Source organism: Rahnella victoriana, from assembly GCF_021276285.1.
Lineage (GTDB): Bacteria > Pseudomonadota > Gammaproteobacteria > Enterobacterales > Enterobacteriaceae > Rahnella > Rahnella victoriana.
The window spans coordinates 2,823,159-2,848,895 of the sequence record NZ_CP089919.1 but is presented as its reverse complement, the minus strand read 5'-3'; the positions used below and the strand labels follow the sequence as shown (position 1 = coordinate 2,848,895).

Genomic DNA, 25,737 nt, shown 5'->3' with positions numbered 1-25,737 from the left:
GAGTGGTCTTTAAAACCCCCTCCCCGCCTCCCCCTTCGCAGGGGGAGAAGTAAATACTCGATCTGCTCTCACCCCTGCGAAGGGGTGAGTTTCACAGCAAACACAGGAACAAAATACTGCTTTACGCCATCAGGAAAACCCCGGTTTTCATCTTGCTCAATCTGCGTCTCTCCGGTAAAGTCCCGTCCCTTCTTTGGCATGGGGAACAATGATGTTTATTGGATTTGACTACGGTACAGCGAACTGCTCCGTGGCGGTGATGCGTGATAATAACGCTCATCTTCTGGCGCTCGAAAATAACGATCCTTACTTACCCTCCATGCTTTGTGCACCGACACGTGAAGCGGTCAGCGAATGGCTGAACCGTCACGGACAGGTTCCGACGGGCAGTGATGAAAATCTGGCGCTGCTGCGCCGCAGTATCAGCTTTAACCGTGAGGAAGATATTCCGGTTAATGCCAACAGCGTGAACTTCGGTTTGCAGGCGCTGGCGACCTACATGGAAGATCCGGAAGAGGTGTACTTTGTTCGCTCGCCGAAATCCTTCCTGGGCGCAAATGGCCTGAAACCACAGCAAATTGCCCTGTTTGAAGATCTGGTCTGCGCGATGATGTACCACATCAGGCGTCAGGCTGAATCCGTCCTGCAGGAAAGCATTGAGCAGACGGTTATCGGTCGCCCGATAAACTTTCAGGGCATGGGCGGGGAAGACGCGAATGCGCAGGCACAGGGTATTTTGCAGCGTGCGGCTGAACGTGCAGGTTTCCGCGATATCGCTTTCCAGTTTGAGCCGGTTGCGGCAGGTCTGGATTTCGAAGCCACGCTGACGGAAGAGAAAACCGTGCTGGTGGTGGATATCGGCGGTGGAACCACCGACTGCTCGGTGCTGCTGATGGGTCCGCAATGGCGCGATAAAGCAGAGCGTCAGAGCAGCCTGCTCGGCCACAGTGGTTGCCGCGTCGGCGGTAACGATCTGGATATCATGACCGCCTTCAAACAGCTCACCCCCCAGTTTGGGATGGGCAGCGAAACCCAAAAAGGGATCGCCATCCCGGCGCTGCCTTACTGGAATGCGGTAGCAACCAATGACGTACCGGCGCAGCTGGATTTCTACAGCGTGGCGAATGGCCGCATGTTGCGTGATTTAATCCGCGATGCGGCGCAACCGGATCTAATCAAACGCCTGCTGAAAGTGCATCAACAGCGTCTGAGCTACCGTCTGGTCCGCGCGGCAGAAGAAAGTAAGATTGCGCTTTCTGAACGTGAAAGCGTGACGGCGGCGATGGACTTCATTGAATCCGGTCTGGCCGAAACCATCAGCCAGCAGCAACTGAGTGAAGCAATTTCTCAGCCGCTGGAACGAATTCAGGAACAGGTCAGTCTGGCACTGGCCAGCAGCGACATTAAACCGGACGTCATTTATCTGACGGGTGGCAGCGCACGTTCGCCACTGCTGCGTGCGGCTTTGCAGGCACAATTGCCGGGGATCCCGCTGGTCGGGGGCAATGATTTTGGCTCCGTCACCGCCGGTCTGGCGCGCTGGGCACAAACGCTGTTCCGTTAAGATGTCACGGTGCAGAAAAACGAAAACCGCCTGAGACTGAAGGCGGTTTTTTTTATATCTCAGAACCGGATTTACCAGGCGCTGGCGTCATTTAACGTTTTGATATCCGCGTCATCCAGTTTCAGGGTCGCGGCCTGCGCCAGTTCATTCAGCTGTTGCAGGGAGGTCGCACTGACGATCGGCGAGGTAATGCCCGGACGGGCAATCTGCCAGGCCAGCGCCACCTGCCCGGGTTGCGCGCCGTGCTTCTCAGCCACCTGATCCAACCCAGCCAGCACTTTAAGACCGCGTTCGTTCAGACAGCGTGCAACCACGTTTTCCCCGCGTTTGCTCTTAGCGGCATCGGCTTTGGTGCGGTATTTGCCGGTCAGGAATCCGGCGGCCAGCCCGTAGAAGTTGATCACGCCTAAGCCGTTATCGAGCACCACTTTCTCCAGTGCCTCTTCATACACTTTGCGGTCATAAAGATTGTATTGCGGTTGCAGGGTTTCATAACGCGCCAGCCCGTTTTCCTGACTGACTTTCAACGCTTCGGCCAGACGCGGTGCGCTGTAGTTTGACGCGCCGACGGCACGCACCTTGCCTTCTTTAATCAACGCATCGAATGCCGCCATGGTTTCAGCCAGTGGCGTATCGGCATCGTCATCATGTGACTGATACAAATCGATATAATCCGTTTGCAGGCGTTTCAGTGACGCTTCGACGGCTTCTCTGATATAGCGGGGCGACAGCCCGACTTTGCCTTCCCCCATCGGCTTACCGACTTTGGTGGCAAGAATGACCTGGTCACGCTTACCGGTTTTTTTCAGCCAGTTGCCGATGATGGTTTCGGATTCTCCGCCTTTGTTGCCTTCAACCCAGCTCGAGTACACATCTGCCGTGTCGATAAAATTCAGTTTGTGATCCAGTAAGGCATCCAGCAGGTTAAACGAGGCGGCCTGATCCACCGTCCAGCCAAACACATTGCCACCGAAGGTTAACAACGGCACCTGAATACCTGAACGACCCAGTTCTCTTTTGCTCATCATTCTCTCCCTTTCATAAGGTCAGATTACACTTAGTTTGCGTGCGAACGGTTTATGGTCAAAGGTCAACCTTAGCATTTTGATATAAAATGTCAGGCTGAACGCTATTCTTTATTGTCAGAAGAATTGTCAAAAAATGGGAAAGACTCTCCTTATTTCCTCCATTTTCTGTTGAAACATTCTGGCTACACTGTGAGCCGGTCTGCAGGTGAATTTCTTCCTGAAATGCCGCGACAATGATTGTGCTGATGCGATGACTCATGAAATCTGAAAATACTGACACCTTACCGCCCTCCACGCCGCTGCCGCCTTCGGTGCGCTGGCAGTTGTGGATCGTCGCCTTCGGCTTTTTTATGCAGGCTCTCGACACCACCATCGTCAATACCGCGCTTCCCTCCATGGCCCGCAGCCTCGGTGAAAACCCGCTGCATATGCATTCGGTGATTGTCGCTTACGTGCTGACGGTCGCGGTGATGTTGCCCGCCAGCGGCTGGCTGGCGGATAAAGTCGGGGTGAAGTGGGTGTTCTTTTCAGCCATCGTGCTGTTCACCCTCGGCTCCCTGCTGTGCGCACAGTCGGAAAGCCTGCGCGAGCTGGTGTTGTCACGCATTGTTCAGGGGATTGGCGGGGCGATGATGGTGCCGGTCGGGCGGCTGACGGTGCTGAAAATCGTTCCGCGCAGCGAATACATGGCGGCGATGACCATGGTGACCTTGCCCGGTCAGGTCGGTCCGTTACTCGGCCCGGCGCTGGGCGGTTTTCTGGTGCAATACGCCAGCTGGCACTGGATTTTCCTCATCAACCTGCCTGTCGGGCTGGCCGGTTGTATCGCCACGTTAATGATCATGCCGAACTATAAAATGCAGACCCGCCGCTTTGATATCAGCGGGTTTGTGATGCTTGCTGTGTGTATGGCCACACTGACGCTGGCGCTGGAAGGCAGCCGCAGTATGGGGCTGACGCCGCTGGAAATCGTATTGCTGGTGGCGGTCGGTGGCGGCGCGCTGGGTGTTTACTGGATGCACGCGCGCGGTAATCTGTCGGCGCTGTTTTCCCTGCGCCTGTTCCACACCCCGACGTTTAAGATCGGGCTGATCGGCAGCCTGCTGGGGCGTATCGGCAGTGGCATGTTACCTTTTATGACGCCGGTCTTCCTGCAACTCGGCATGGGTTTTACTCCCTTCCACGCCGGACTGATGATGATCCCGATGGTGCTGGGCAGTATGGGGATGAAGCGCGTGGTCGTCCGGCTGGTGAATCAGCTCGGCTACCGCAAGGCGCTGGTCAGCGCCACCCTGCTGCTGGCACTGATTACGCTGATTTTCCCGGTAGTCGCCATTTACGGTGCCGTGTGGATGATCCCGATCGTGCTGTTTTTCCAGGGGATGGTGAATTCACTGCGCTTCTCTTCAATGAATACGCTGACGCTGAAGGATTTACCGCCGCGTCTTGCCAGCAGCGGCAACAGTTTGCTGTCGATGATCATGCAGTTATCGATGAGCCTCGGCGTGAGTGTCGCCGGTTTGCTGATCGGGCTGTTTGCCCATCAGCAGGCGATCACACCGGACAGCAGTATCATGCATACCGCTTTCCTCTATTGCTACATGTCGATGGCGCTGGTGATTGCCCTGCCTGCCTGGGTATTCTCCAAAGTACCGCCTGACGCCCAAAAAAATGCCCTTATTGACCGTCGTCGTGCTGCGGCCGGTTCTCCCGACCCGATGAGAAAATCATGAAACCTGGTATTACCGCCAAGCTGTTTATGGCCATCTTTTGTACCTGCGCGCTGGTGTTAATCACCATGAACTGGGGCGTGCGGATGAGCTTCGAACGGGGCTTTATCGACTACATCCGTCAGAGTAACGAACAGCGCGTTGCCTTGCTGGCCGACACCCTGCAGGAGCAGTACAAACAACACGGCAGCTGGGATTTTCTGGAAAAAAATGACCGGCTGATCTATCAGCTGATGCGTTCGTTTGACCAGACCAGCAGCGAGAAAATGCCGCCGCAAGGCTGGCGGACAAAGTTCTGGATCCTCGACAGCCATGATCGCCGCATCGGCGGCTATGACCAGCCGGTACCGCCCGATCTGCAAGGCCCGCGTCGGGTGATGACCGTTGACGGCGTGATGATAGGCTCGGTGATCTCCACTCCCGCCGAACGTCTGACGCGCAATGCCGATATCAATTTCGAACGCCAGCAAAGCCAGACCAGCTGGATTATTGTCGCTTTCACCGCGTTACTGGCCGCCGCCGTCACCTGGGTGCTCTCACGGGGAATGCTCGCGCCGGTTAAGCGTCTGGTGAACGGTACCCATCAGCTGGCTGCCGGAGATTTCAGCACCCGGGTAAAAGTCGACAGTGAAGATGAGCTGGGAAAACTGGCGCAGGATTTCAACCAGCTGGCGATGACGCTGGAAAAAAACGAGCAAATGCGCCGGGCGTTTATGGCGGATATTTCCCATGAACTGCGCACGCCGCTGGCGGTGTTGCGCGGTGAGCTGGAAGCCATGCAGGACGGCGTGCGCAAAATGAGTGTCGGTTCGCTGGAGTCTCTGCAATCTGAAGTGGCGATTCTGACCAAACTGGTGGACGACCTGCATCAGCTTTCGCTGTCGGATGCGGGTGCGCTGGCCTATCGCAAGGTGGACACCGATGTGGTGCATCTTGTCCAGCTGGCGGAAGCCGGTTCACGGGATCGCTTCCACAGTAAACAGCTCACGCTCACCAGCCAGTTGCCTGAAAAAGCAGACGTATTTGGTGATCCGCAGCGGTTGTCGCAACTTTTCAATAATCTGCTGGAAAACAGTCTGCGCTATACTGACCCGAACGGTGGCCTGGAAATTCTGGGCGAAATCCGCGACAAATCGCTGCATCTGATTTTTCAGGACAGCGCGCCGGGCATCAGCGATGAACAGCTGATCCGAATTTTCGAACGCTTCTACCGCACCGAAGGCTCGCGCAACCGCGCCAGCGGCGGTTCCGGTTTAGGTCTGGCGATTTGCCAGAATATCGTTGAAGCGCACGGCGGGCAGATTAGCGCCAGCCACTCCCCCGCCGGGGGCGTTCGTATTACGATCGTCCTGCCACTTTCTGTTCCACATGGCCCGAGAAACTGAATGAACGACTCTGTACTGTCCGGCCCTGCGCCGTTGAAAATTCTGATCGTGGAAGACGAACCGAAACTCGCCCAGTTGCTGATCGACTATCTCGAAGCGGCGGGCTATGCCACGCAATGGCTGCCCGACGGTCACGATGTGATTACGCTGGTGAAAACCCAGCCTCCGGCGCTGATCCTGCTGGATCTGATGCTGCCGGGCAGCAGCGGTTTATCGATCTGCCGCGACATCCGCCAGTTCTCCGATGTGCCGGTCATGATGGTGACCGCCAAAACGGAAGAAATTGACCGTCTGCTCGGGCTGGAAATCGGTGCCGATGATTACATCTGCAAACCTTACAGCCCGCGGGAAGTGGTGGCGCGCGTCAAAGTGATCCTGCGCCGTTGCGTACGTCCCGATGAACATGTGGCAAAAGAAACCGGTCTGCACATTGATGAAGCCCGCTTTCGCGCCACCTTCCAGGGGCATGAGCTTGAGCTGACGCCAGCGGAATTCCGCCTGCTGAAAACCCTGTCGGTGAAACCGGGCTACGTTTTCACCCGCGAGGTGCTGCTCAATAATCTCTATGATGATTACCGCGTGGTGACGGACCGCACCATCGACAGCCACATCAAAAATCTGCGCCGCAAACTCGAATCCCTCGATGGCGAAAAAGCTTTTATCCGCGCCGTCTATGGCGTCGGCTACCGCTGGGAAGCCGAACCCTGCCATCTGGTTTAACGTTATTCTGGCCGGCAATTGAGTTTTGTAAAGTTGCTGAAAGTCTGTCGGCCAGTTCACATTTCATACCTTAAATTTCCGCTATCGCCGCGAAAAAGTTTCCATTAACTACACTTATCTCTGGAAAATAACCCCTCTTATGGAGATTACCTTTATGGCTAATGGTCACTACGATCTGACTAAGGCGAGGAACGGGCAATATCACTTTATCCTTAAAGCCGGTAATGGAGAGATTATTCTCACCAGCGAAATGTATGCCAGCAAAGCATCCGCTGAAAACGGCATCTTATCGGTACAAAACAATGCAGCCGAAGAATCGCAGTATGAAGTTAAGCCCTCAAAAGACGGGCAGTTTTATTTCGTCTTGAAAGCAAAAAACCATCAGGTCATTGGCGTCAGCGAGATGTACACCACGCTGAGCGCGGCTAAGAAAGGGGTGCAGTCCGTCATCAAAAACGGGTTAAGCCCGGAGATCCGCGATCTTACCCAGCAGATTGCCTGATCCCTTTATCCCGGGGCTGCATATTTCCGTTTGCAGCCTCAGGATACAAAAATTGATCTGACCCGCTAAAACCTCAAATACCCACACAAACCGGCTGCTTTCAGTCAACTCAGACGTTACAATTCTGACCTTTCGTCGCCCCGCATCCGGGACGGCCCTGACCTGTGATCAGACTGAGATTGACTATGTTTACCCGCGATTCTTTTGTTCCGGAACTGCTCTCCCCTGCCGGCTCCCTGAAAAATATGCGTTATGCGTTCGCCTATGGCGCCGATGCCGTGTATGCCGGTCAGCCGCGCTACAGCCTGCGCGTACGTAATAACGAATTTAACCACCAGAATCTGGAAACCGGCATCAACGAGGCCCATGCCTTAGGTAAAAAATTCTACGTGGTGGTGAATATCGCGCCGCACAACGCCAAACTGAAAACCTTTATCCGTGATTTACAGCCCGTGATCGACATGGGGCCGGATGCCCTGATCATGTCCGATCCGGGGCTGATCATGATGGTGCGTGAAGCCTTCCCGCAGATGGATATTCATCTGTCGGTGCAGGCTAACGCCGTTAACTGGGCGACGGTGAAATTCTGGAAACAAATGGGGCTGACGCGGGTGATTTTATCGCGTGAACTGTCGCTGGAAGAGATCGCCGAGATCCGCGCTCAGGTGCCGGATATGGAGATCGAGATCTTCGTCCACGGTGCGCTGTGCATGGCGTATTCCGGCCGCTGTCTGCTTTCCGGCTACATCAATAAACGTGACCCGAATCAGGGCACCTGTACCAACGCCTGTCGCTGGGAATATAAAGTTCAGGAAGGTAAAGAAGACGCTGTCGGCAATATTGTGCATCAGCACGAGCCGATCCCCGTTCAGCAGGTTGACGCGCCGGAGCCAACATTAGGCATCGGCCAGCCGACGGACAAAGTCTTTATGCTGGAAGAAGCGATGCGTCCGGGTGAATACATGAGTGCCTTTGAAGACGAACATGGCACCTATATTATGAATTCCAAAGATCTGCGCGCCATTCAGCATGTCGAAACGTTGACGAAAATGGGCGTGCACTCACTGAAAATCGAAGGCCGTACCAAATCCTTCTATTATTGCGCCCGCACCGCGCAGGTTTACCGCCGCGCCATTGATGACGCCGTCGCCGGAAAGCCTTTTGACCCGACGCTGCTCTCCACGCTGGAAGGGCTGGCACACCGTGGTTATACCGAAGGTTTCCTGCGCCGCCATACCCATGACGCGCAGCAAAACTACGAATACGGTTTCTCCGTCAGCGACCGCCAGCAGTTTGTCGGTGAATTCACCGGCAACCGCGTGGATGGCTGGGCTGAAATCGATGTGAAGAATAAATTCAGCGTCGGCGACAGCGTGGAAATGATGACGCCACAGGGCAACGTCCAGTTCAAACTGGAGGCCCTGCGCAATAAAAAAGGGCAGCCGGTGGATGTCGCACCGGGCAACGGGCACATCGTGTATGTCGCGTTGCCGGAAGATGTCAGCCTGGAGTTCGCCATTTTGTTGCGTAATCTGGAAAATACTGACACCCGTGATCCGCACGCGAAATAAGGATTTATTCGAAAATAAGGAGCCGATCACATCTATTTCTGGTGGGGCTGGTTAATATGCATTCGCAATTTACTTCGAATGCAAAATAAAGCACCGGACTACACTAGGAACCACCTCCTTGGCCAGCTCAATCTCCCTTGAGCTGGCTTTTCTTTTAGTTTTCAGCCTGCTAACACCCTCTTCTTTCGGTTTGTTAATAACGATAATGATTATCTGTATTAATAAAAAACCGCGTCAAAAAATAAACGAAATATTGAATTAATTTAAGTGAAATTATTTTCCGTATGAATAAATCATTCGCTGATTAATCTGATAGCCAAATATGGGACTTTTCATCTATGGTAGATATGTATAGATAAAAGGAGCGTACATGACCACAGCACTGCTGATTTTGAATGGAAAAGGCGCAGCCATCGAAGAACTGCGTGAAGCGGTGAGCGCGCTGCGCGCCGAAGGCGTGGCGCTGAGTGTGCGGGTCACCTGGGAACATGGCGATGCCGCGCGATACGTTGCTGAAGCCGTCGAACTGGGCTGTGAAACCGTGATCGCCGGGGGCGGCGACGGCACCATCAACGAAGTGGCCGGTGCGCTGGCGCAACTTCCCGGCATCAAGCCGGTACTGGGGATTGTTCCGCTGGGGACGGCTAATGATTTCGCCACCGCCTGCAATATTCCTCCGGTGCCTGAACAGGCATTACAGCTGGCGGTAAAAGGCAAAGCGGTTGATATCGATCTGGCGCGCGTCAACGACCAGCATTTCTTCATCAACATGGCGACCGGCGGCTTTGGCACGCGTATCACCACGGAAACGCCGGAAAAACTGAAAGCCGCGCTGGGCGGCGTTTCGTATTTTATTCACGGACTTTTGCGCCTCGATACGCTTAAAGCCGACCGCTGCGAGATCACCGGGCCGGATTTCAGCTGGGAAGGTGACGCGCTGGTGATCGGTATCGGTAATGGCCGCCAGGCAGGTGGCGGACAACAAATTTGCCCCGATGCCCTGATTAACGATGGCCTGCTACAGTTGCGTCTTCTGACGTCAGAAGAGTTGTTGCCCTCTTTCCTGCGCAGTCTGATCAATAACGAAGAAAACAAAAATATCGTTTCTGCCAGTCTGCCGTGGCTGGAAATTACCGCGCCGCACGACATGACCTTCAACCTTGATGGCGAACCGCTGACCGGCACACATTTCCGTATCGAAGTGTTGCCGGATGCGATTCAGTGCCGTTTACCGCCGCACTGCGAACTGCTCGGCTGATATTCATCCGCCTTATCGTTCATTCCCGGTACTGTGATCCCTCTGCGGAGATTTGTTTCACACTCATCGGAAATTATCAGAAAACGGTATAATTCCCGCAGCCTCCTCTTACGGAGGCTTTTTATTGATACCTTCTGCCCATTATTACTCTCTTAATTTCTTCCTTCCACGTTCACTTTCCCGCAACAAAGTGTGATCTTCTCCGGCAAAAAACGATAAGCATACTTGTATGGTAGTTGGCATATGGCGTATTTATAACCAAAGAAAATGCATCTTACTTTTACTGCAGAAGGTCGTAACCGATGAAAATCGTGAATGCTGAAGTGTTTGTTACTTGCCCGGGGCGCAACTTTGTCACGTTGAAAATCACCACCGACAGCGGGCTGACCGGCATTGGTGATGCCACGCTGAATGGCCGCGAATTGCCGGTCGCGTCATACCTGAAAGATCATGTCTGCCCGCAATTGATCGGCCGCGATGCACATCAGATTGAAGACATCTGGCAGTTTTTCTACAAAGGCGCGTACTGGCGTCGTGGCCCGGTCACGATGTCTGCGATTTCGGCGGTAGACACGGCGCTGTGGGACATCAAAGCCAAAGCCGCCAATATGCCGCTTTATCAATTGCTCGGCGGCGCATCCCGTACCGGCGTCATGGTGTACTGTCACACCACCGGCCATTCCATTGACGAAGTGCTGGACGATTACGCCAGACACAAAGAACTGGGCTTCAAGGCGATCCGCGCGCAATGCGGGGTTCCGGGCATGAAAACCACCTACGGCATGGCGAAAGGCAAAGGCCTGGCTTACGAACCGGCGACGAAAGGTAACTGGCCGGAAGAGCAGTTATGGTCGACCGAAAAATACCTCGATTTCACGCCAAAACTGTTTGAAGCCGTGCGCAATAAATTCGGTTTTGATGAACACCTGCTGCACGACATGCACCATCGCCTGACGCCAATCGAAGCCGCGCGTTTTGGCAAAAGTATCGAAGAATATCGCCTGTTCTGGATGGAGGATCCGACTCCGGCGGAAAATCAGGAATGCTTCCGTTTGATCCGCCAGCATACGGTAACGCCAATTGCGGTCGGCGAAGTGTTCAACAGCATCTGGGATTGCAAACAGCTGATTGAAGAACAGCTGATCGATTACATCCGCACCACGATCACCCATGCAGGCGGCATCACCGGCATGCGCCGGATTGCAGATTTCGCCTCGCTGTATCAGGTGCGCACCGGCTCTCACGGCCCTTCCGACCTTTCACCCGTTTGTATGGCCGCCGCCCTGCACTTCGATCTGTGGGTGCCAAACTTCGGCGTGCAGGAATACATGGGTTATTCCGAGCAGATGCTGGAAGTCTTTCCGCATAACTGGACGTTCGACAACGGCTACATGCATCCGGGTGAAAAACCGGGGCTGGGCATTGAGTTCGACGAAAAGCTGGCGGCGAAATATCCGTACGAACCGGCCTATCTGCCGGTGGCCCGTCTGGACGACGGTACGTTGTGGAACTGGTAAGGGAGCGAAACATGAACAGCGTTGTAATACAAGAACCCGGAAAGTTAGTCATCGAGCAACGTGCTTTGCCGGAACCTGCCGCCGGCGAGGTACGAGTTCGGGTGAGTCATGCGGGCATCTGCGGTTCAGATGTTCATATCTATCACGGCCACAATCCGTTTGCGAAATATCCGCGGGTGATCGGCCATGAGTTCTTCGGCCACATCGACAGCGTCGGCGAAGGCGTAAATGCCAGCAGGATTGGCGAGCGGGTTGTTGTCGATCCGGTGGTCAGCTGCGGACATTGTTATCCGTGTTCGATTGGCCGGCCGAATGTCTGCGCCGAACTGCAGGTGATCGGCGTCCACCGTGACGGCGGTTTCAGCGATTATGCCTGTGCGCCCGCGACAAACGCTTATGTGGTGCCTGCGGCGATACCGGACAAACTCGCCAGTATGGTCGAACCCTTTACTATCGCCGCCAATATCACGGCGTTTCTTCAGCCGACGCCGCAGGATACCGCGCTGATTTACGGCGCAGGCCCGATGGGGCTGACGGTGATTCAGGTGCTGAAAGGCGTGTATGGCGTACAGAAAGTGATTGTCGCCGATCGTATTGACGAGCGGTTGCAGATGGCACAGGCCAGCGGCGCGGACTGGATCATCAACAACAGCGAACGCAGCGTGGCGGATGAACTGGCCGCAGAAGGCGTGCGTCCGACGCTTATCGTGGATGCCGCCTGCCATCCGGCAATTTTGCAGGAAGCCATTCTGCTGGCCTCACCGGCAGCCCGGATTGGTATGATGGGTTTCTCGGGGGAACCCAGCCAGGTAACGCAGCAAAGCATTACCAGCAAAGAGATTTCACTGTTTTCTTCACGTCTCAACAGCCACCGGTTCCCGCAGGTGATTGAGTGGATGGAACAAGGGAAAATCGCACCTGAAAAGCTGGTGACGCACTGGATGCCCGCCAGCGAAGTCGAAGCGGCGTTAACGCTGTTTGAGAAAGATCAGCGTTCCTGCTGCAAGGTTTTACTGACATTCTGATGAATCGTTATTTTTGAAAGAAGACGGGAAGATTCCAAATATCTCCCCGTCTGCCGTACCTCATATTCTACCTATAAAAACGCAACACTATTAAAACGACACCACAAGTGGAGCACTCATCTATGTTTAAGAACCTACGCTGGATCATCGTATTCCTGCTGTTTCTGGTTTACATGATCAATTACCTCGACCGCGTTGCGCTGTCGATTACTGTTCCGATGATTGAAAAAGAACTGACCATTAATCCCGAACAATTCGGCATGATATTTGGCAGCTTCTTCTTTGGTTATGCGATCTTTAACTTTATCGGTGGTCTGGCCGTCGATAAATTCGGCCCGACGCTGGTCATGGGATTAGCCGTCGGCTTATGGTCAGTATTTTGCGGCATGACGGCCATCGCCACCGGCTTTTATTCCATGCTGATCCTGCGGGTATTATTCGGCATGGCCGAAGGCCCGATTTGCGCCTCGGCCAATAAGATGATCAACGGCTGGTTCCCGAAGAAACAGGCGGCCACTGCGATGGGCTTGCTGAGCGCCGGTTCCCCCCTTGGCGGTGCGGTCGCCGGGCCGATTGTCGGGTATCTGGCGATTTCCTTTGGCTGGCGTCCGGCCTTTATGGTGATTGCCGCTATCGGGATTGTCTGGATGGCCGTCTGGTTCTTCACCGTGGCAGATAATCCGCTGAAGAGTAAACGTGTCTCGCCGGAAGAATTACGTTTAGTGGATCAGATGAAGAATGAAAACATCAGTGAAGAAGAAGATCTGGCGCAGGCAGCGCACGGTCTGGGCTATTATTTACGTCAGCCGATTATCCTGGTGACGGCTTTCGCCTTCTTCTGCTACAACTATATTTTATTCTTCTTCCTCAGCTGGTTCCCGGCTTATCTGGTGCAGGCACATGGTCTGAATATTAAAGAGATGAGCCTGACGACGGTTATTCCGTGGATTGTCGGTTTCGTCGGCCTGGCACTCGGTGGTTATATTTCCGATAAGATTTTCAATATTACCGGCCGTTTATTGCTGTCGCGAAAAATTATATTAGTGGTCAGCCTGTTAGCCGCCGCCATTTGTGTCGCCTTGGCCGGTGTGGTCACCAGCGTAGTTCCGGCGGTTATTCTGATGTCGGTGTCTATTTTCTTCCTGTATACCACCGGGGCCATTTACTGGGCCATTATTCAGGACGTGGTGCATAAATCCCGCGTCGGCGGCACCAGCGGATTCATTCATCTGGTCGGCAGCGTCTCGGGCATCATCGGCCCGGTGGTCACCGGCTTCATTGTCCAAAATACCGGTCGTTTCGACAGCGCCTTTATTCTCGCGGGCGGCGTCGCCGCATTGGGTGCCATTCTGGTGTTCTTCGTGATTAAACCCCCGAAACATACGCCTGCCACCACGCTTTCTCATAACTGATGTTCTGGATGAAGATACTGTTCCTGACTTGTGGAGCGGTATTTTCACTCTTGTTGCCGTTATCGCGGAGCCTTTCACCATGTCACAGATTTCTACCCGGAACCTTTCTGCCGCATCCAAAAAAGAACAACGTGGATTATTAAGACGTGTCGCTGGCGCATCAGCCATCGGTACCGCCGCTGAGTATTACGATTTCTTTGCCTATGGCACGGCGGCGGTGCTGTTTTTCGGACAACTGTTTTTCCCGAGCCATGACCCGCTGATCAGCACACTTGCCGCTTTCGCCACCTATGCTGTCGGCTTTCTTGCCCGTCCTTTAGGTGGGATTGTTTTTGGCCATATTGGCGACAAGGTTGGACGCAAAAAAGCGCTGGTGATCACCATCCTGATTGTCGGCCTGGGGACGTTTTGTATTGGCCTGCTGCCGACTTATGAAAAAATCGGCTTCTGGGCACCCGTTTTACTTATTCTGATCCGTGTGTTGCAAGGATTCGGCGTAGGGGGAGAACAGGCAGGTGCCGTGCTGATGACTGCAGAATATTCCCCGCCGGAGCGTCGCGGCTTCTTTGCCAGCTGGGTTCAGATTGGCGCACCGCTGGGTTTCCTTTTGCCTTCTGCGTTATTTGCATTACTGACGTCACAACTTTCGTCCGCACAAATGCTCGACTGGGGCTGGCGTATTCCTTTCCTGCTGAGTTTGTTGCTGGTGATCGTCGGATTGTTTATCCGCTTACGGATTGATGAATCGCCCGTGTTTGCTGAAATCCGCAAAACCAAAGCCGTGGAGTCCCGTCCGGTGGTGGAAGTCATCAAATTGTATCCGGGGATCATCATCAAAGGGGTATGCGCCAAGCTGATTGAAGCGTGCGCCTTCGCGATGTTCACCGTCATTGTGCTGGCGTTCGGCAAAGCCAATCAACTGAGTGAAAGTGTTCTGCTACAAACCATGATAGTCGCGGTGATCCTCGAGATTTTCTCTATCCCGCTGATGGGTAAACTTTCCGACAGGATTGGCCGCAAACCGGTATACATGGCTGGTGCGGTGCTGCTGGCTGTCGGGATAATTCCCTTCTTTCTGGCACTCAAACTGGATACATTCTGGATAACGCAAATCGCCATGATACTGGCGCTGACGTTCGGCCATAGTATGTGTTACGCCCCTCAGGCATCGTTTTTTCCTGAACTTTTCCCGACGCGGATCCGATGCAGCGGCATCGCATTAATCTGGCAAATCGGATCACTCATCGGCAGCGGGATCCTCGGGCTGGTTGCGGTAAAAATCCTGCAAATGACCGGAGGCGATTATCATGGTCTGGCGATCTACATGATCGTACTGGGCATTGTTTCCGTCATTGGCCTGGCACTGCTGCCGGAAACGGCTCCGAGCAGACGAGAAGACGAATACCACAGCTGGAAACAGTAACTCCCTAAACAACCCGGCTATCTGGCCGGGTTGTTTAGGGCTCACATCCTCACTAAAACCCGAGATTATTCATCGACCCAAACCCGCATCTCTCCTTCTCCCCTGTTCGCCCAGGTAAAGTACGGCACAAAAGTCAGGGTTTGCGGCACCACCTCTTCCGCTGGCGGATTGTAGCGGTACAACGGCTGCTGGCTGGCCTGCACGGATGTACTCCGCTTACCCTGCGTTTGCAGCAGCGTCTTACCGGCGAACAATCCGCTGCCGGAAATCAGACGGAATGGCGCATCCTGCAGCAGGCGAACGTTATGCAGTTCGCTGCCGTTGTCTGCCTGTTCGAGGCAATACACCAGCGGACCGCGCTGTATCGCGACTTTTCCGGCGACATGGCGCAGCAAGGGGTTGCCTTTCACCCGCATCACCGGCATCGGGAACGTCAATTCAATGCGGTCACCTTTCTGCCACGCCTGCGTCAGACGCAGATATCCGCGCTGCGTCAGGCTGGTCAGTTCCAGCGGATTGCCATTGAGAGTGACCTGCGGGCTGGCGCACCAGTCCGGTAAACGCAGTGCCAGCGTGGCTTCCAGCGGCTGATCGGTATCCACTTCAATCAGCACCTGTTCCGCCCATGGATAGCCGCCGGATTGTTTCAGGCGCAACGCTTTGCCGCCAATTGTCGCCTCAACATCGCTGCCGATATACAGATTGATATCCACGCCATCCGGACGCTGGGTGTAAATGTAATGGCCGAGTGACGCCAGCAAACGTGCAATGTTCGGCGGGCAACAGGCACAGCCGAACCAACGCTGACGCACCGGTTTGACGTGGTCATAAATGTGGTTGAACGGAATGCTTTTCGGATGCACTTCCAGCGGATTCACATAGAAGAAATGCTTGCCGTCGAGCGCCATGCCAGCCAGTACGGTGTTGTAGAGCGCGCGTTCCATCACATCGGCATAGCGGCTGTCAGGATCCATCTGCAACATGCGGTTGGCAAACATCATCAGACCGATGGAGGCACAGGTTTCGGTGTAGGCCGTGTCATTCGGCAAATCATAATCGGAAGAGAAGGCTTCCCCGCTGCTTTGCGATCCGATAGAGCCGGTGATGTACATCTGCCGCTGGGTCATGTTTTCCCACAACCGCTGACACACCTCGCGTTTTTCCTGATCCTGACTCAGCCGCGCCAGATGTGCGACACCGGCATAAAGATAGACAAAACGCACTGCGTGACCGATGGCCGTTGTCTGCAAGGCCACCGGCACATGCGCCTGACTGTAGGCTTTATCTTTCACCATCCACGCCGGACCGTAGGTATTCCAGTGCGAAGTCTTGCCACGCTTTTCATACTCGATATCGTAGAAATGCGGTTGTGCCCCTCGTTGCTCAACAAAATAGCGGGTCAGTTCGAGGTAACGTGTTTCGGCGGTTTGTTCATACAACCGCATCAGTGCCAGTTCAATTTCCGGGTGACCGGGATAACCATGCAGTTGCTGTTCACCCGGCCCGAACACCTGCGCAATATGATCAGCCAGTTTGCAGACAATCTCCAGCAAACGGGTTTTTCCGGTCGCCTGTGCATAGGCCACACCGGCTTCGATCAGGTGCCCGGCGCAGTAAAGCTCATGGCATTCCGCCAGATTGGTCCAGCGCTGTTGCGGCTCTTTTACCGTGAAATAGGTATTCAGATACCCATCGGGTTGCTGCACCGCACCGACCAGTTCGATCACCTGATCGGCGGTCTCTTCCAGCGCCGGATCCGGCGTTTTTGCCAGCAAATAACCGACCGCCTCCAGCCATTTCGCCACATCACTGTCCTGAAATACCATCCCGTAAAATTCGCCGTCGCTTTGTCCGGCGGCGATACGGAAGTTTTCAATCGCATGGCTCGGTTCAGCGTCTGCAACGTCATCATTCAGGGCCTTCCACTGATAAGGCACCACCACCTCTTTCACCAGCCGCTGGTATTCCAGCCAGAACGCATCGGAAACATTCACTTTTTGCAACGGGACTTCTAAGGAATCAACCGGAGAAAACGACATACAACCTCCTGTAAAACAGTAATTTAAATTTTCGCTGCTAAATCGCGGGACATCCGCGTCAGTAATGTATTGTCGAGCTTGCAGAACAGCAGCGTACCGGCCAGCAGCAAATGCATCGCCGCCGGTAGCAGGGTTTCGAGCAGGGTGATCCCGCCGAGCGATGCCGCTGTCTGATGCTCAGCACCGGCCTGATAGGAGACCAGAATGAAGACCAGGCTGATGATCCCGGCGCTGGATGCCCAGGCCAGTTTGATAAAGAACAGGTTGAAGGCGAAATTCATGCCGGAGGAGCGGATACCGTTTTTCCAGTGTCCGTAATCGTCGGCGAACGCCATGAGGGAAAAATGCAGCGGCAATGTGAAACCGAGGATCACGCAATGCACAAAGATGATGCCGAGCCACAGTGTCTGCCATTGTTCACCGACCGGCACAAACCACAGCAGCAGGGAAAACACCGCCAGTACCAGATTAGTGATCATGTACAGCCGCACGCTGTCGATGAATTTGGTCAGCTGATTGACAATCACCGCGCCGAGAATGGATGCCAGCGTCACCATACCGAAGAACATCGAGGCATAACCCGCGCCGCCTTTCAGTACATAGGTGATGAAATACATGTAGCCGCCACCGCGCAGGTTGAACACATTGATCAGCAGGAAAGACATCAGCAATACCAGCAACAACTGGTCATTCTTCAGCATCCCGCGGATATGTTCCTTAATGCTGAACTGGCCGAGCAGCGCCAGCGGCAAACGCTCACGCACCGCGAAGAAGCACCACAGAAACATCACGACAGCCACCGCACACAGCAGGCCAACGCCCTGCTGATAACCTGCCGCCGCATTGCCTTTACCCAGCACCTGTACCAGCCACGGTAATCCGACTGACACCATAAAACCGGCGACGCCGCACAAAACAAAACGCCACGACTGACAGGAAATGACCTCACGGTGATCGGTGGTCATGGTGTTGATCAATGCGCAGTACGGCACGTTAATGGCGGTATACGACACGGAAAGCAGGAAATAGGTGAAAAAGGCGTAGGCGATTTTGGCATCGCCGCTCAGGCCGGGCACGGTGAAGGTCAGAAAGCCCACCACGCCAATCGGCAGCGCAATCCACAACTGCCACGGACGAAAACGCCCCCAGCGGCTTTGCGTTCGGTCGGCGAGGATCCCCATCAGCGGATCGGAAATCGCATCAATCACCCGCAGGGAAATAAATAATGTGCCGACAATGGCCGGCGTCAGCCCGAACACATCGGTATAAAAGAAGGTCAGAAAACTGGTGATCAGACAGGTAATAATGGTGCCTCCGGCATCCCCTAATCCGTAACCAATTTTCTCACTGACCGAAAGTTTTGCATTCGCCGAAATTATTCCACCCTCGCCACTTACCGGCGCGGAACCGGTATTCACAGAATCTGTTGGCATTGTTTTTTCCTCGCTTTTATATCGTTATTTATAAGCAACAGGAACACGATAAATAAGGCTGTTTATTCATATCAGCCCGGACATTAAATAAGGTACGCCGTAAATCTGGCATAGGGACAACACGCCAACAAGAGGAGGATAAAGTAGTTAAACGGGACAATTCCGACTCACGTTCAGAATCTGTGAAGCAGATCATAACCTCTTGCCACCCCGCTGGCAGCCCCTTAGCGTTGTGCTACTGTCAGGCTAAATCTGCCTGATGAGCGCCTAAAAATGTCTGAAACGCTTACCTTTTCTGTCAGCCACCCGGTCAAGGTGCAAAATGGCGGCCTGTTTATTTCGCGCGGAATGGGTACACATCCGACCCGGAGACTCAGTTCCCATGAACTCATTTATGTCGTTCGCGGCACACTCTCCTTACAGGAAGAAAATACGCGTTTTGATTTACATGAAGGGGAAAGTTTATTGCTATTTCCCGGCAGGGAACATAAAGGGGTGACGACATTTGATGCTGAGCTGAAATTTTACTGGCTGCACTTCGATATTGTGAAAGAAGCGGCAATATTAACATCACAGCTAAATAGTCCCTCAATACAGTTAAATATTCCACAGCATTGTAAAGTCAGGGACAGCGAAACCCTGTTAACCCTGTTCAGATTATTTTTATATGAACAGGAACGTGGCGGAAGTTCGCTGGAACTGTTCCTGATGTTGCTGTTAAAGGAGGTCGCGCGCGCCTGGCCGGAAAATGTTGAACCTGGCGGCCCCGGCGTGGCGCTGGCGTACAAAGCCCGTCAGCTGATTACCACACAGTTTCATCTGCCGCTTGGCGCATCTGAGCTGGCGGAACGGCTTCACTGTAATGCCGATTATCTTGGCCGCGTTTTCCGTCTGACTTTTCAGATGACGCTGACCGATGCCCTGCATAAACAGCGGGTGTCGGCAGCAGAGAAACTGTTGCTGGCCAATACCGGGAATGTGGCGGACGTAGCAAGGCTGACCGGGTTTAATGATGTTGCCTATTTTCGCCGGGTATTTCGCAAACTGCTGGGCATCACGCCCGCCGCTTATAAAAAGCTTTATTGCCGCGAGCACATTAACTCTCAATAATTTGAGATAGCCTTGCGCTAACAATCTCATAATCATCAGAAAACTCATGGTAGTATTGGGCTCTCCCGACTTTAAAGACAACTTTTGCCCATGACAGACGCCTTTGAATTTCTCAATAACGTGCCGGTTAATCAGCAGATTTACCGTACCTTGCGTCAGGACATCGTCACCTGTGCAATCGCACCGGGCGCATTCCTGTCGGAGAAAGAGATTTCCACGCGCTTCAACGTGTCCCGCCAGCCGGTTCGCGAAGCCTTTATCAAACTGGCCGAAGCCGGTCTGGTTCAGGTTTTACCGCAGCGCGGCACCTATGTCATGAAAATCTCGTCCAAGCGGGTGGCTGACGGTCGTTTCATTCGTGAAGCGGTCGAAACGGCAGTGGTGCGTCGCGCAGCAATGGTGGTCACGGACAAAGATCTGGCGTTGCTGGAACATAACCTGGAACGTCAGACGCTGGCGGCAAGAAGTCAGCAAACGCAGGAATTCCTGCTGCTCGATGATGACTTCCACCGCACCATTACACAGATCATTGACTGCCGTCTGGCATGGGAAACCGTCGAGCACATCAAGGCGACAATGGATCGCGTACGCTTCTTAACACTCAGTAAAGTGTCTCCTCCGGAAAATCTGATTGCGCAGCATTATGCGATTTTTGACGGGCTGAAAGCTCATGACCCCGACGCCGCTGAAAAAGCGATCCGCGTTCATCTACAGGAAATGATCTCCACCATCACCCCGATCGCTGAACAAAACAGTGACTGGTTTGATAACGAATGAGTGAGTACTTCCCGCGTTCAGAAGTTGTCGTTAAACGCGGGAAGAAAGCGGGATTCAGGGCAGTTTGTTCCATTCCTTCGACGGGCGATAAAAGGCTTCAGGAGGACCAATCAAAACACCGCCACCCTCAAAACCCTCAACATCTTCCTTACCTGCGTCTTTTTGATCACAGTACCTTAGAAAACCGACGATGAGTTCGACGAGTTCTTTTTGTCGCGGCGTTAAATGATCCATGTTTTTCTTATTGGACTTCATATATTGCTCCTGATAGGTAAGTTGTATAACCAGAATACTCACTCAATTTGAAGGTGACCTGACTCGTCAAAGCCCTCGTCCTAATACACCTGACGTCATATATTCACGTAACAGATGGTAAGTAGATTCACATTCCATTTTTCCAGGAACTCGTGATAATGGTGCTGAAGATATATAAAACCTCATCACATCATCATTGACAACATCTTTAATTAAAAATCTCGCATCTTCTTTATTTAAGATTTTAAAATCATTAAGAGTATCGGCATAAATAACGGTGACGCAGAGGCTGTAATATAGCATTTTTCTTTTTAACGGATGACCGGCAGTCTTACGATAGAAATTTTCCAGGGCATTGATTTCAAGCGGCCCCGTCGGTGGCGTGCAGGATTCCATCAGGAACGCAGCGCGCTCCTGATGAGGATTGTTGAGGCAAAACACATAAGCCGTTTGTTCCATACCGGATTCCCGTGGCTGGTTTTTCCTGTATTGCTTAAATAGCCATTTCCAGTTAAGAAGATGTTTTTCGGGTTGCCGTAAATTACGTCTCGCACGGCGTTGTTGCCAGATAATATCACTCCGGCGAATACGCCTTATAATAAGCGGGACGTTTAACTGTACAAAAGCCGCATTCATTGTTGTCATCGTCTCGGCAACAACCTTTTCATGTAACGTCATCTTTTATTATATTCCCGCAGTGTGAAAATCAATCCTGCAAGAATAATATGACCGCCCGTAATCACAATCACCAAAGCTATTTTTGTCGAGACGTCTCGTAAAATTTCAACAGAGAAAATATCCGTAAGCGAAAAACCGGCCACGCAGGCAGTTTGCGACGCGGTTCAAATTTTGCGGGTTACCCCTGAAATCTGTATGACAACTTAGTGTAAGCTGTAAACCACATCAATATCGTGGATACTTTCTATGCCAGCCGCAACCCTCCTGAAAAAAAGCTACTACAGCGCAGAACAGTCACTGTCCCTTTCCCAGCTCGATGAGGAAAAAATCAGTCAGATCGCCCGTGATCTGGATGTGGCGGAAAGCGAAAAGGAACATTACCTCACAGGCTGGATGGGTCAGAACAGCGTGGTGCTGGTGAGAAATTATCAGGACAAACGCGGCACCTCCAGCGGGCTGGTGATGTCACGCGGCAACCGCTACAAACTGACCGTGCAGGCCATTACCTTTCGTATTCCTAAAGTGCTGCTGTGGGTCACTTTCCGCCGCAAGCCCCGCACGATGACGGTGATCGCCTATAACAAGCTGGGCGAACAACCGACCGGCCTGCAACAGTTCATGCATATTCAGGATCCTGAACTTCGCGACACGCTGGAAAATGACTGGCGTGAACTGAATGATTATCTGGGCATGGCCTGCTGGCAAATGGACAACAACCGTCCTCTGTGGCGTCAGGTGCATGAGGAAATCTCACCGCAGGCGTTGTGGACGCTGTCTGAATCACCGTGGTTCAGCGGCAAGAAACTGCAAAAAGACGGTGAATGTGAAGGTCTGTGGACACACGATCAGTTTATCGGACGCCGTAGCGGTGAACATGCTTCAGTGCTGCTGTCATGGAAAGATGAAGAGAATGACGATATTGCCAGTTACCTGTTTGAACGGGTTTCGGCGAATAAAATCCGCGTCATGCTCAGACCGCGCAAAGACGCAAAATTCTATCCGCTTAACCCGTTCGATGCCGTGCATTTGCAGCAGGCGTTGGTGAAATTCCGTCAGGCTGAACAGGTGCTTGGCGAGACATTGCGCCGCGCCTGATATCTGTTTACCACCAGCGGTGGAAATGATGCACCGGCCCGATGCCGTGGCCGACTTCCAGTGAATCCGCCTGCATCAACGCCTGCTGTAAATACGCTTTCGCCTCGCGCAGCGTATCTGCCCAGTTGTTGTGGCGCGGGCGCAAGGCGGCCAGTGCCGCAGAAAGCGTACATCCTGTGCCGTGCGTATGGCGGGTGTTGACGCGTGGCGCTGTAAAACGCTCGCGGGAACCGGCGGTAAACAGCCAGTCAGGGCTTTCCTCATCACTCAGATGACCGCCTTTCATCAGCACCGCGTCACATCCCATCGCCAGCAACGCCTCCCCCTGCTCGCGCATCTCGGTTTCACTGGCTGCCACGCTACACTCCAGCAATGCGGCGGCCTCCGGCAGATTCGGCGTAATGATCGACACCTGCGGGATCAGCAAACGGCGTACAGCATCGACGGCTTCCGGCAACAGCAACGGATCGCCGCTTTTCGCCAGCATGACGGTATCCAGCACCACAAAAGCGGGCCGGTAATATCTGAGCCGCTCCGCCACCGCCTCCACGATCTGGCTGTTCGCCAGCATGCCGATTTTCGTGCTGTCGATGCGGACGTCACTCAGCACGGAATCCAGCTGCGCGGCAACGAAATCCGGTTCGATGTGATAAACCGACTGCACGCCACGGGTGTTTTGCGCCACCAGTGCGGTGATGACACTGGTGCCGTAAGCGCCCAGCGCCGAGAAGGTTTTTAAATCTGCCTGGATCCCCGCGCCTCCGCTGGGATCGGTGCCGGCAATGGTCAGGGCATTGATCCGTTTCATTACTGCCCCTCCCCGTTCAGCCAGCCTTCGTTCATCAGATACAGATTGTCCAGAAACGCTGCCGTGAAGCTGCCCGGCCCTTTCACCGCCGCGCAGGCCCGCTCACCGGCGCAGGACATCACCCGGCAGGCCGCAGCCACATGATTCAGGCGATCGCCCGGCAAACACGCAAAGGCGGCGACAACTGCCGATAAGGCGCAACCGGTGCCGACCACGCGGGTCATCATCGGATGGCCGCCCGCCACCGCCAGACAGCGTTCGCCATCCGTGACGTAATCCGTTTCGCCGGTCACGGCCACTACCGCCCCGGTTTCCCGCGCCAGCTGCTGTGCAGACGGAATGGCAGAAAGCGAGTCGTCACCGCTGTCGACGCCACGCCCGGCGGCACTCAGCCCGCTGAGAGCACGAATTTCCGAGGCATTTCCGCGGATCGCCGCCGGGTTAAGTTTGATAAGTTCCAGACAGAATTCGGTACGCCAGCTCAGACCGCCCACCGCCACCGGATCCAGCACCCAGGGTTTTCCGGCCTGACGGGCTGCGTGAATGGCCGCCAGCATGGCGTCGCTGTGAGGGCGTGTCAGCGTGCCGACATTCACCAGTAACGCGTCGGCGACAGCACTGAACTGCGCGGCCTCGGCAGGATCCACCACCATCGCGGGTGAAGCGCCCAGTGCGAGCAGGACATTGGCCGTAAAAGATTGCACCACGTCGTTGGTCAGACAATGAACCAGCGGCGCGGAAAGGCGGAGTTGTTGCAAGGAAGCGGCGGCGACAGCGCCGGAAAATACGGTAGGTCGGGTATTCATAAATCTCCCCACCGGCGCTAAAGAAGGCGGTATCGGGAGAGATACCTGACTTCCCTACGCTGGCATAATCCAGATCAGGTAATACGGGTAAAATCTCAGCCCTGACTTTTGCAAGCGGGCACCCCGAGTCAAGGGGACATTATTGGTGGCGCAGGCCAGAAGATCAATCAGGAAATGCGATAAAAACCGGCTGACGACCCCATTGAACTTGCCCCTGTTCGCTGGCAGTATCAAAAGGCAAATATGAAAACAGACATTGATGTTAAACCTTTCTCAGGAGTTCTCTTTGCCATCATCCCTTCACATCCGTCCCTACCAGGAAGCAGACCGCCCTTTCTTGCGTACCTTATATCTGGCGTCACGCAAACATACCTGGACCTGGCTGGAAGACGATTTTCAACTGGAGGATTTTGACCGTGCCGTGATCGGTGAAAAAATACTGGTCGCCGAACGTGACGGGCATTTACTGGGTTTTGCCTCGATCTTCACGCAGGAAAATTTTCTGCATAACCTGTTTATCGATCCGCAATATCAGGGAACCGGCGCAGGCACGGCCTTGCTACACGCCGCCGAAGAAACGTTCACCCGTCAGGGCTCGCTGAAATGTTTAGTAAAGAGTGAAAATTCGGTCAGCTTTTACCTGTCAAAGGGCTGGAACATCGTCTCTACGGGGGAAAGTCCGAAGGGGGAATACTATCTGTTTCATTCATCAAAAAAATAATTAAAGACGAAATGATTACCCCACAGAACTGAATTTTCGCGATCCTGACGAATATCAATTTTTCTTTGTAGTGAAGAGGTTAAATTTTGCAGCGGTGCTATACATACCTTGTCTTCCTTAAAAATTTTCGAGGGTACGAATGAAAACAATAAAACTGATGCAGGTTGCTGCAGTGACCGGTGCGCTGTTCCTGGCCGGCTGTACCAGCCATGTGACACAGACTGAAAAATTCTCCGGTTTCCTCGGCGATTACTCCGGACTTAAGGAAGTGAAAACAGGGTCCGGCAACCCTGTGCTGCGCTGGATTGATCCTTCTTACAAACGCTCAAATTATTCCTATATCAAATATGAGCCGATCAAATTCTATCCTGAACCTCAGCCAACGGAACAAATCAGCAAGGAAACCTTGCAGGGCGTTCTGGATTACGCCAACAGCCGTATGAAACCGGCACTGGCCGAACGTATGCAACTGACCGACGTGGCTGGCCCGCGCACCCTGATTTTCAAAGGTGCTATCACCGGTGTGAATACAGCGGCAGAAGGTTTGCAGTTCTATGAAGTCATCCCGGTTGCGCTGGTGATTGCCGGTACTGAAACGGCGACAGGCCACCGTACCCGTGATACCGAAGTCTACTTTGAAGGTGAGTTGATCGACGCCAGCACAGGTAAACCGGTGATTAAAGTCGTGCGTAAAGGGTTCGGCAAACAGGTGTCCAATGACAGCCAGAAAGTCACCGCCAATGATCTGAGAGTGGTGGTAGACAGCATGGCGAACGACACAAAACTGTTCCCGCGCGATTAAAAACAGTGCGGTTCTGAGTGATTCCGCAATAAAATTCAGACATAAAAAACGCCAGTGGATCTTGCGATCACACTGGCG

General features: G+C 53.6%; 23 protein-coding genes and 1 riboswitch. Of the genes, 16 read left to right on the top strand and 7 right to left on the bottom strand.

The genetic code is table 11. From position 1 onward, the window contains the following. The first annotated feature begins 211 nt into the window (after positions 1 to 211). Positions 212 to 1,564 carry a molecular chaperone gene (gene yegD / locus J9880_RS13230; RefSeq protein ID WP_119822653.1) on the top strand — a complete coding sequence of 451 codons (1,353 nt, stop codon included), beginning with the start codon at positions 212 to 214 and terminating at the stop codon, positions 1,562 to 1,564. Between the two features lie 71 nt (positions 1,565 to 1,635). Here the strand turns inward: yegD and J9880_RS13225 are convergent, their stop codons facing one another. Beyond that, on the bottom strand, positions 1,636 to 2,589 hold the full coding sequence (locus J9880_RS13225) for an aldo/keto reductase (RefSeq protein ID WP_095922996.1): 954 nt from the start codon (positions 2,587 to 2,589) through the stop codon (positions 1,636 to 1,638). A 260-nt stretch (positions 2,590 to 2,849) separates the two neighbouring features. Here J9880_RS13225 and mdtD point away from each other — a divergent pair, with 260 nt between their 5' ends. The 10 genes from mdtD to J9880_RS13175 all read left to right on the top strand — a co-directional run bounded on the left by mdtD (position 2,850) and on the right by J9880_RS13175 (position 15,135). Then, positions 2,850 to 4,325 (top strand): multidrug transporter subunit MdtD, encoded by a 1,476-nt coding sequence (gene mdtD / locus J9880_RS13220; RefSeq protein WP_095922998.1) that lies wholly within the window; start codon positions 2,850 to 2,852, stop codon positions 4,323 to 4,325. Beyond that, the gene (gene baeS / locus J9880_RS13215; RefSeq protein ID WP_095922999.1) at positions 4,322 to 5,707 is read left to right on the top strand and encodes an envelope stress sensor histidine kinase BaeS; all 1,386 of its coding nucleotides are present in this window, start codon (positions 4,322 to 4,324) and stop codon (positions 5,705 to 5,707) included. The genes mdtD and baeS overlap by 4 nt, the downstream gene beginning before the upstream one ends. Then, positions 5,708 to 6,427, top strand: a complete 720-nt coding sequence (gene baeR / locus J9880_RS13210) for an envelope stress response regulator BaeR (protein WP_095923000.1) — start codon at positions 5,708 to 5,710, stop codon at positions 6,425 to 6,427. It abuts the gene before it with no gap. A 154-nt stretch (positions 6,428 to 6,581) separates the two neighbouring features. Further along, a complete protein-coding gene (locus tag J9880_RS13205; RefSeq protein ID WP_095925193.1) occupies positions 6,582 to 6,929 on the top strand; it encodes a YegP family protein in 348 nt (115 codons plus the stop codon). Positions 6,930 to 7,114: 185 nt separating this feature from the next. Beyond that, on the top strand, positions 7,115 to 8,500 hold the full coding sequence (gene trhP, locus J9880_RS13200) for a prephenate-dependent tRNA uridine(34) hydroxylase TrhP (RefSeq protein ID WP_095923001.1): 1,386 nt from the start codon (positions 7,115 to 7,117) through the stop codon (positions 8,498 to 8,500). A 370-nt stretch (positions 8,501 to 8,870) separates the two neighbouring features. After that, positions 8,871 to 9,758: a lipid kinase YegS gene (gene yegS / locus J9880_RS13195; RefSeq protein WP_195817441.1), complete on the top strand. Its 888-nt coding sequence runs from the start codon at positions 8,871 to 8,873 to the stop codon at positions 9,756 to 9,758. A gap of 302 nt (positions 9,759 to 10,060) precedes the next feature. Further along, positions 10,061 to 11,275: a D-mannonate dehydratase ManD gene (gene manD, locus J9880_RS13190; RefSeq protein ID WP_095923003.1), complete on the top strand. Its 1,215-nt coding sequence runs from the start codon at positions 10,061 to 10,063 to the stop codon at positions 11,273 to 11,275. A gap of 11 nt (positions 11,276 to 11,286) precedes the next feature. Then, positions 11,287 to 12,300 (top strand): Zn-dependent oxidoreductase, encoded by a 1,014-nt coding sequence (locus tag J9880_RS13185; RefSeq protein WP_232769450.1) that lies wholly within the window; start codon positions 11,287 to 11,289, stop codon positions 12,298 to 12,300. A gap of 122 nt (positions 12,301 to 12,422) precedes the next feature. Beyond that, positions 12,423 to 13,712: an MFS transporter gene (locus tag J9880_RS13180; protein WP_095923005.1), complete on the top strand. Its 1,290-nt coding sequence runs from the start codon at positions 12,423 to 12,425 to the stop codon at positions 13,710 to 13,712. Between the two features lie 79 nt (positions 13,713 to 13,791). After that, positions 13,792 to 15,135, top strand: a complete 1,344-nt coding sequence (locus J9880_RS13175) for an MFS transporter (RefSeq protein WP_232769449.1) — start codon at positions 13,792 to 13,794, stop codon at positions 15,133 to 15,135. A 65-nt stretch (positions 15,136 to 15,200) separates the two neighbouring features. On the opposite strand, the gene J9880_RS13170 is transcribed toward J9880_RS13175, so the two are convergent. Together J9880_RS13170 and J9880_RS13165 are read right to left on the bottom strand one after the other, a co-directional pair. Then, positions 15,201 to 17,174, bottom strand: coding sequence for a glycoside hydrolase family 127 protein (locus J9880_RS13170; protein WP_232769448.1), 1,974 nt, complete (start codon positions 17,172 to 17,174; stop codon positions 15,201 to 15,203). Between the two features lie 23 nt (positions 17,175 to 17,197). After that, the gene (locus J9880_RS13165) at positions 17,198 to 18,607 is read right to left on the bottom strand and encodes an MFS transporter (RefSeq protein WP_095923007.1); all 1,410 of its coding nucleotides are present in this window, start codon (positions 18,605 to 18,607) and stop codon (positions 17,198 to 17,200) included. Between the two features lie 273 nt (positions 18,608 to 18,880). Here J9880_RS13165 and J9880_RS13160 point away from each other — a divergent pair, with 273 nt between their 5' ends. Further along, entirely contained in the window at positions 18,881 to 19,717 is an 837-nt protein-coding gene (locus J9880_RS13160; RefSeq protein WP_119822658.1) for a helix-turn-helix domain-containing protein, read from the top strand. 90 nt (positions 19,718 to 19,807) lie between these two features. Then, positions 19,808 to 20,494 (top strand): GntR family transcriptional regulator, encoded by a 687-nt coding sequence (locus J9880_RS13155; RefSeq protein ID WP_131692914.1) that lies wholly within the window; start codon positions 19,808 to 19,810, stop codon positions 20,492 to 20,494. Between the two features lie 54 nt (positions 20,495 to 20,548). Here the strand turns inward: J9880_RS13155 and J9880_RS13150 are convergent, their stop codons facing one another. Together J9880_RS13150 and J9880_RS13145 are read right to left on the bottom strand one after the other, a co-directional pair. After that, positions 20,549 to 20,749 carry a hypothetical protein gene (locus tag J9880_RS13150; protein ID WP_095923010.1) on the bottom strand — a complete coding sequence of 67 codons (201 nt, stop codon included), beginning with the start codon at positions 20,747 to 20,749 and terminating at the stop codon, positions 20,549 to 20,551. 66 nt (positions 20,750 to 20,815) lie between these two features. Further along, positions 20,816 to 21,427: a hypothetical protein gene (locus J9880_RS13145; RefSeq protein ID WP_232769447.1), complete on the bottom strand. Its 612-nt coding sequence runs from the start codon at positions 21,425 to 21,427 to the stop codon at positions 20,816 to 20,818. A gap of 246 nt (positions 21,428 to 21,673) precedes the next feature. Between J9880_RS13145 and J9880_RS13140 the strand changes: the two genes are divergently transcribed. Then, a complete protein-coding gene (locus J9880_RS13140; RefSeq protein WP_119822661.1) occupies positions 21,674 to 22,522 on the top strand; it encodes a hypothetical protein in 849 nt (282 codons plus the stop codon). A 7-nt stretch (positions 22,523 to 22,529) separates the two neighbouring features. Here the strand turns inward: J9880_RS13140 and thiD are convergent, their stop codons facing one another. Together thiD and thiM are read right to left on the bottom strand one after the other, a co-directional pair. Beyond that, positions 22,530 to 23,330 (bottom strand): bifunctional hydroxymethylpyrimidine kinase/phosphomethylpyrimidine kinase, encoded by an 801-nt coding sequence (thiD, locus tag J9880_RS13135; protein ID WP_131692911.1) that lies wholly within the window; start codon positions 23,328 to 23,330, stop codon positions 22,530 to 22,532. Beyond that, positions 23,330 to 24,136 (bottom strand): hydroxyethylthiazole kinase, encoded by an 807-nt coding sequence (gene thiM / locus J9880_RS13130; protein WP_131692910.1) that lies wholly within the window; start codon positions 24,134 to 24,136, stop codon positions 23,330 to 23,332. The genes thiD and thiM overlap by 1 nt, the downstream gene beginning before the upstream one ends. A 34-nt stretch (positions 24,137 to 24,170) precedes the next feature. Further along, positions 24,171 to 24,272, bottom strand: a riboswitch (TPP riboswitch). A gap of 150 nt (positions 24,273 to 24,422) precedes the next feature. Here thiM and J9880_RS13125 point away from each other — a divergent pair. After that, positions 24,423 to 24,857, top strand: coding sequence for a GNAT family N-acetyltransferase (locus J9880_RS13125; RefSeq protein WP_119822664.1), 435 nt, complete (start codon positions 24,423 to 24,425; stop codon positions 24,855 to 24,857). 139 nt (positions 24,858 to 24,996) lie between these two features. After that, positions 24,997 to 25,659 carry a DUF3313 domain-containing protein gene (locus J9880_RS13120; protein WP_133822848.1) on the top strand — a complete coding sequence of 221 codons (663 nt, stop codon included), beginning with the start codon at positions 24,997 to 24,999 and terminating at the stop codon, positions 25,657 to 25,659. Positions 25,660 to 25,737 lie beyond the last annotated feature (78 nt).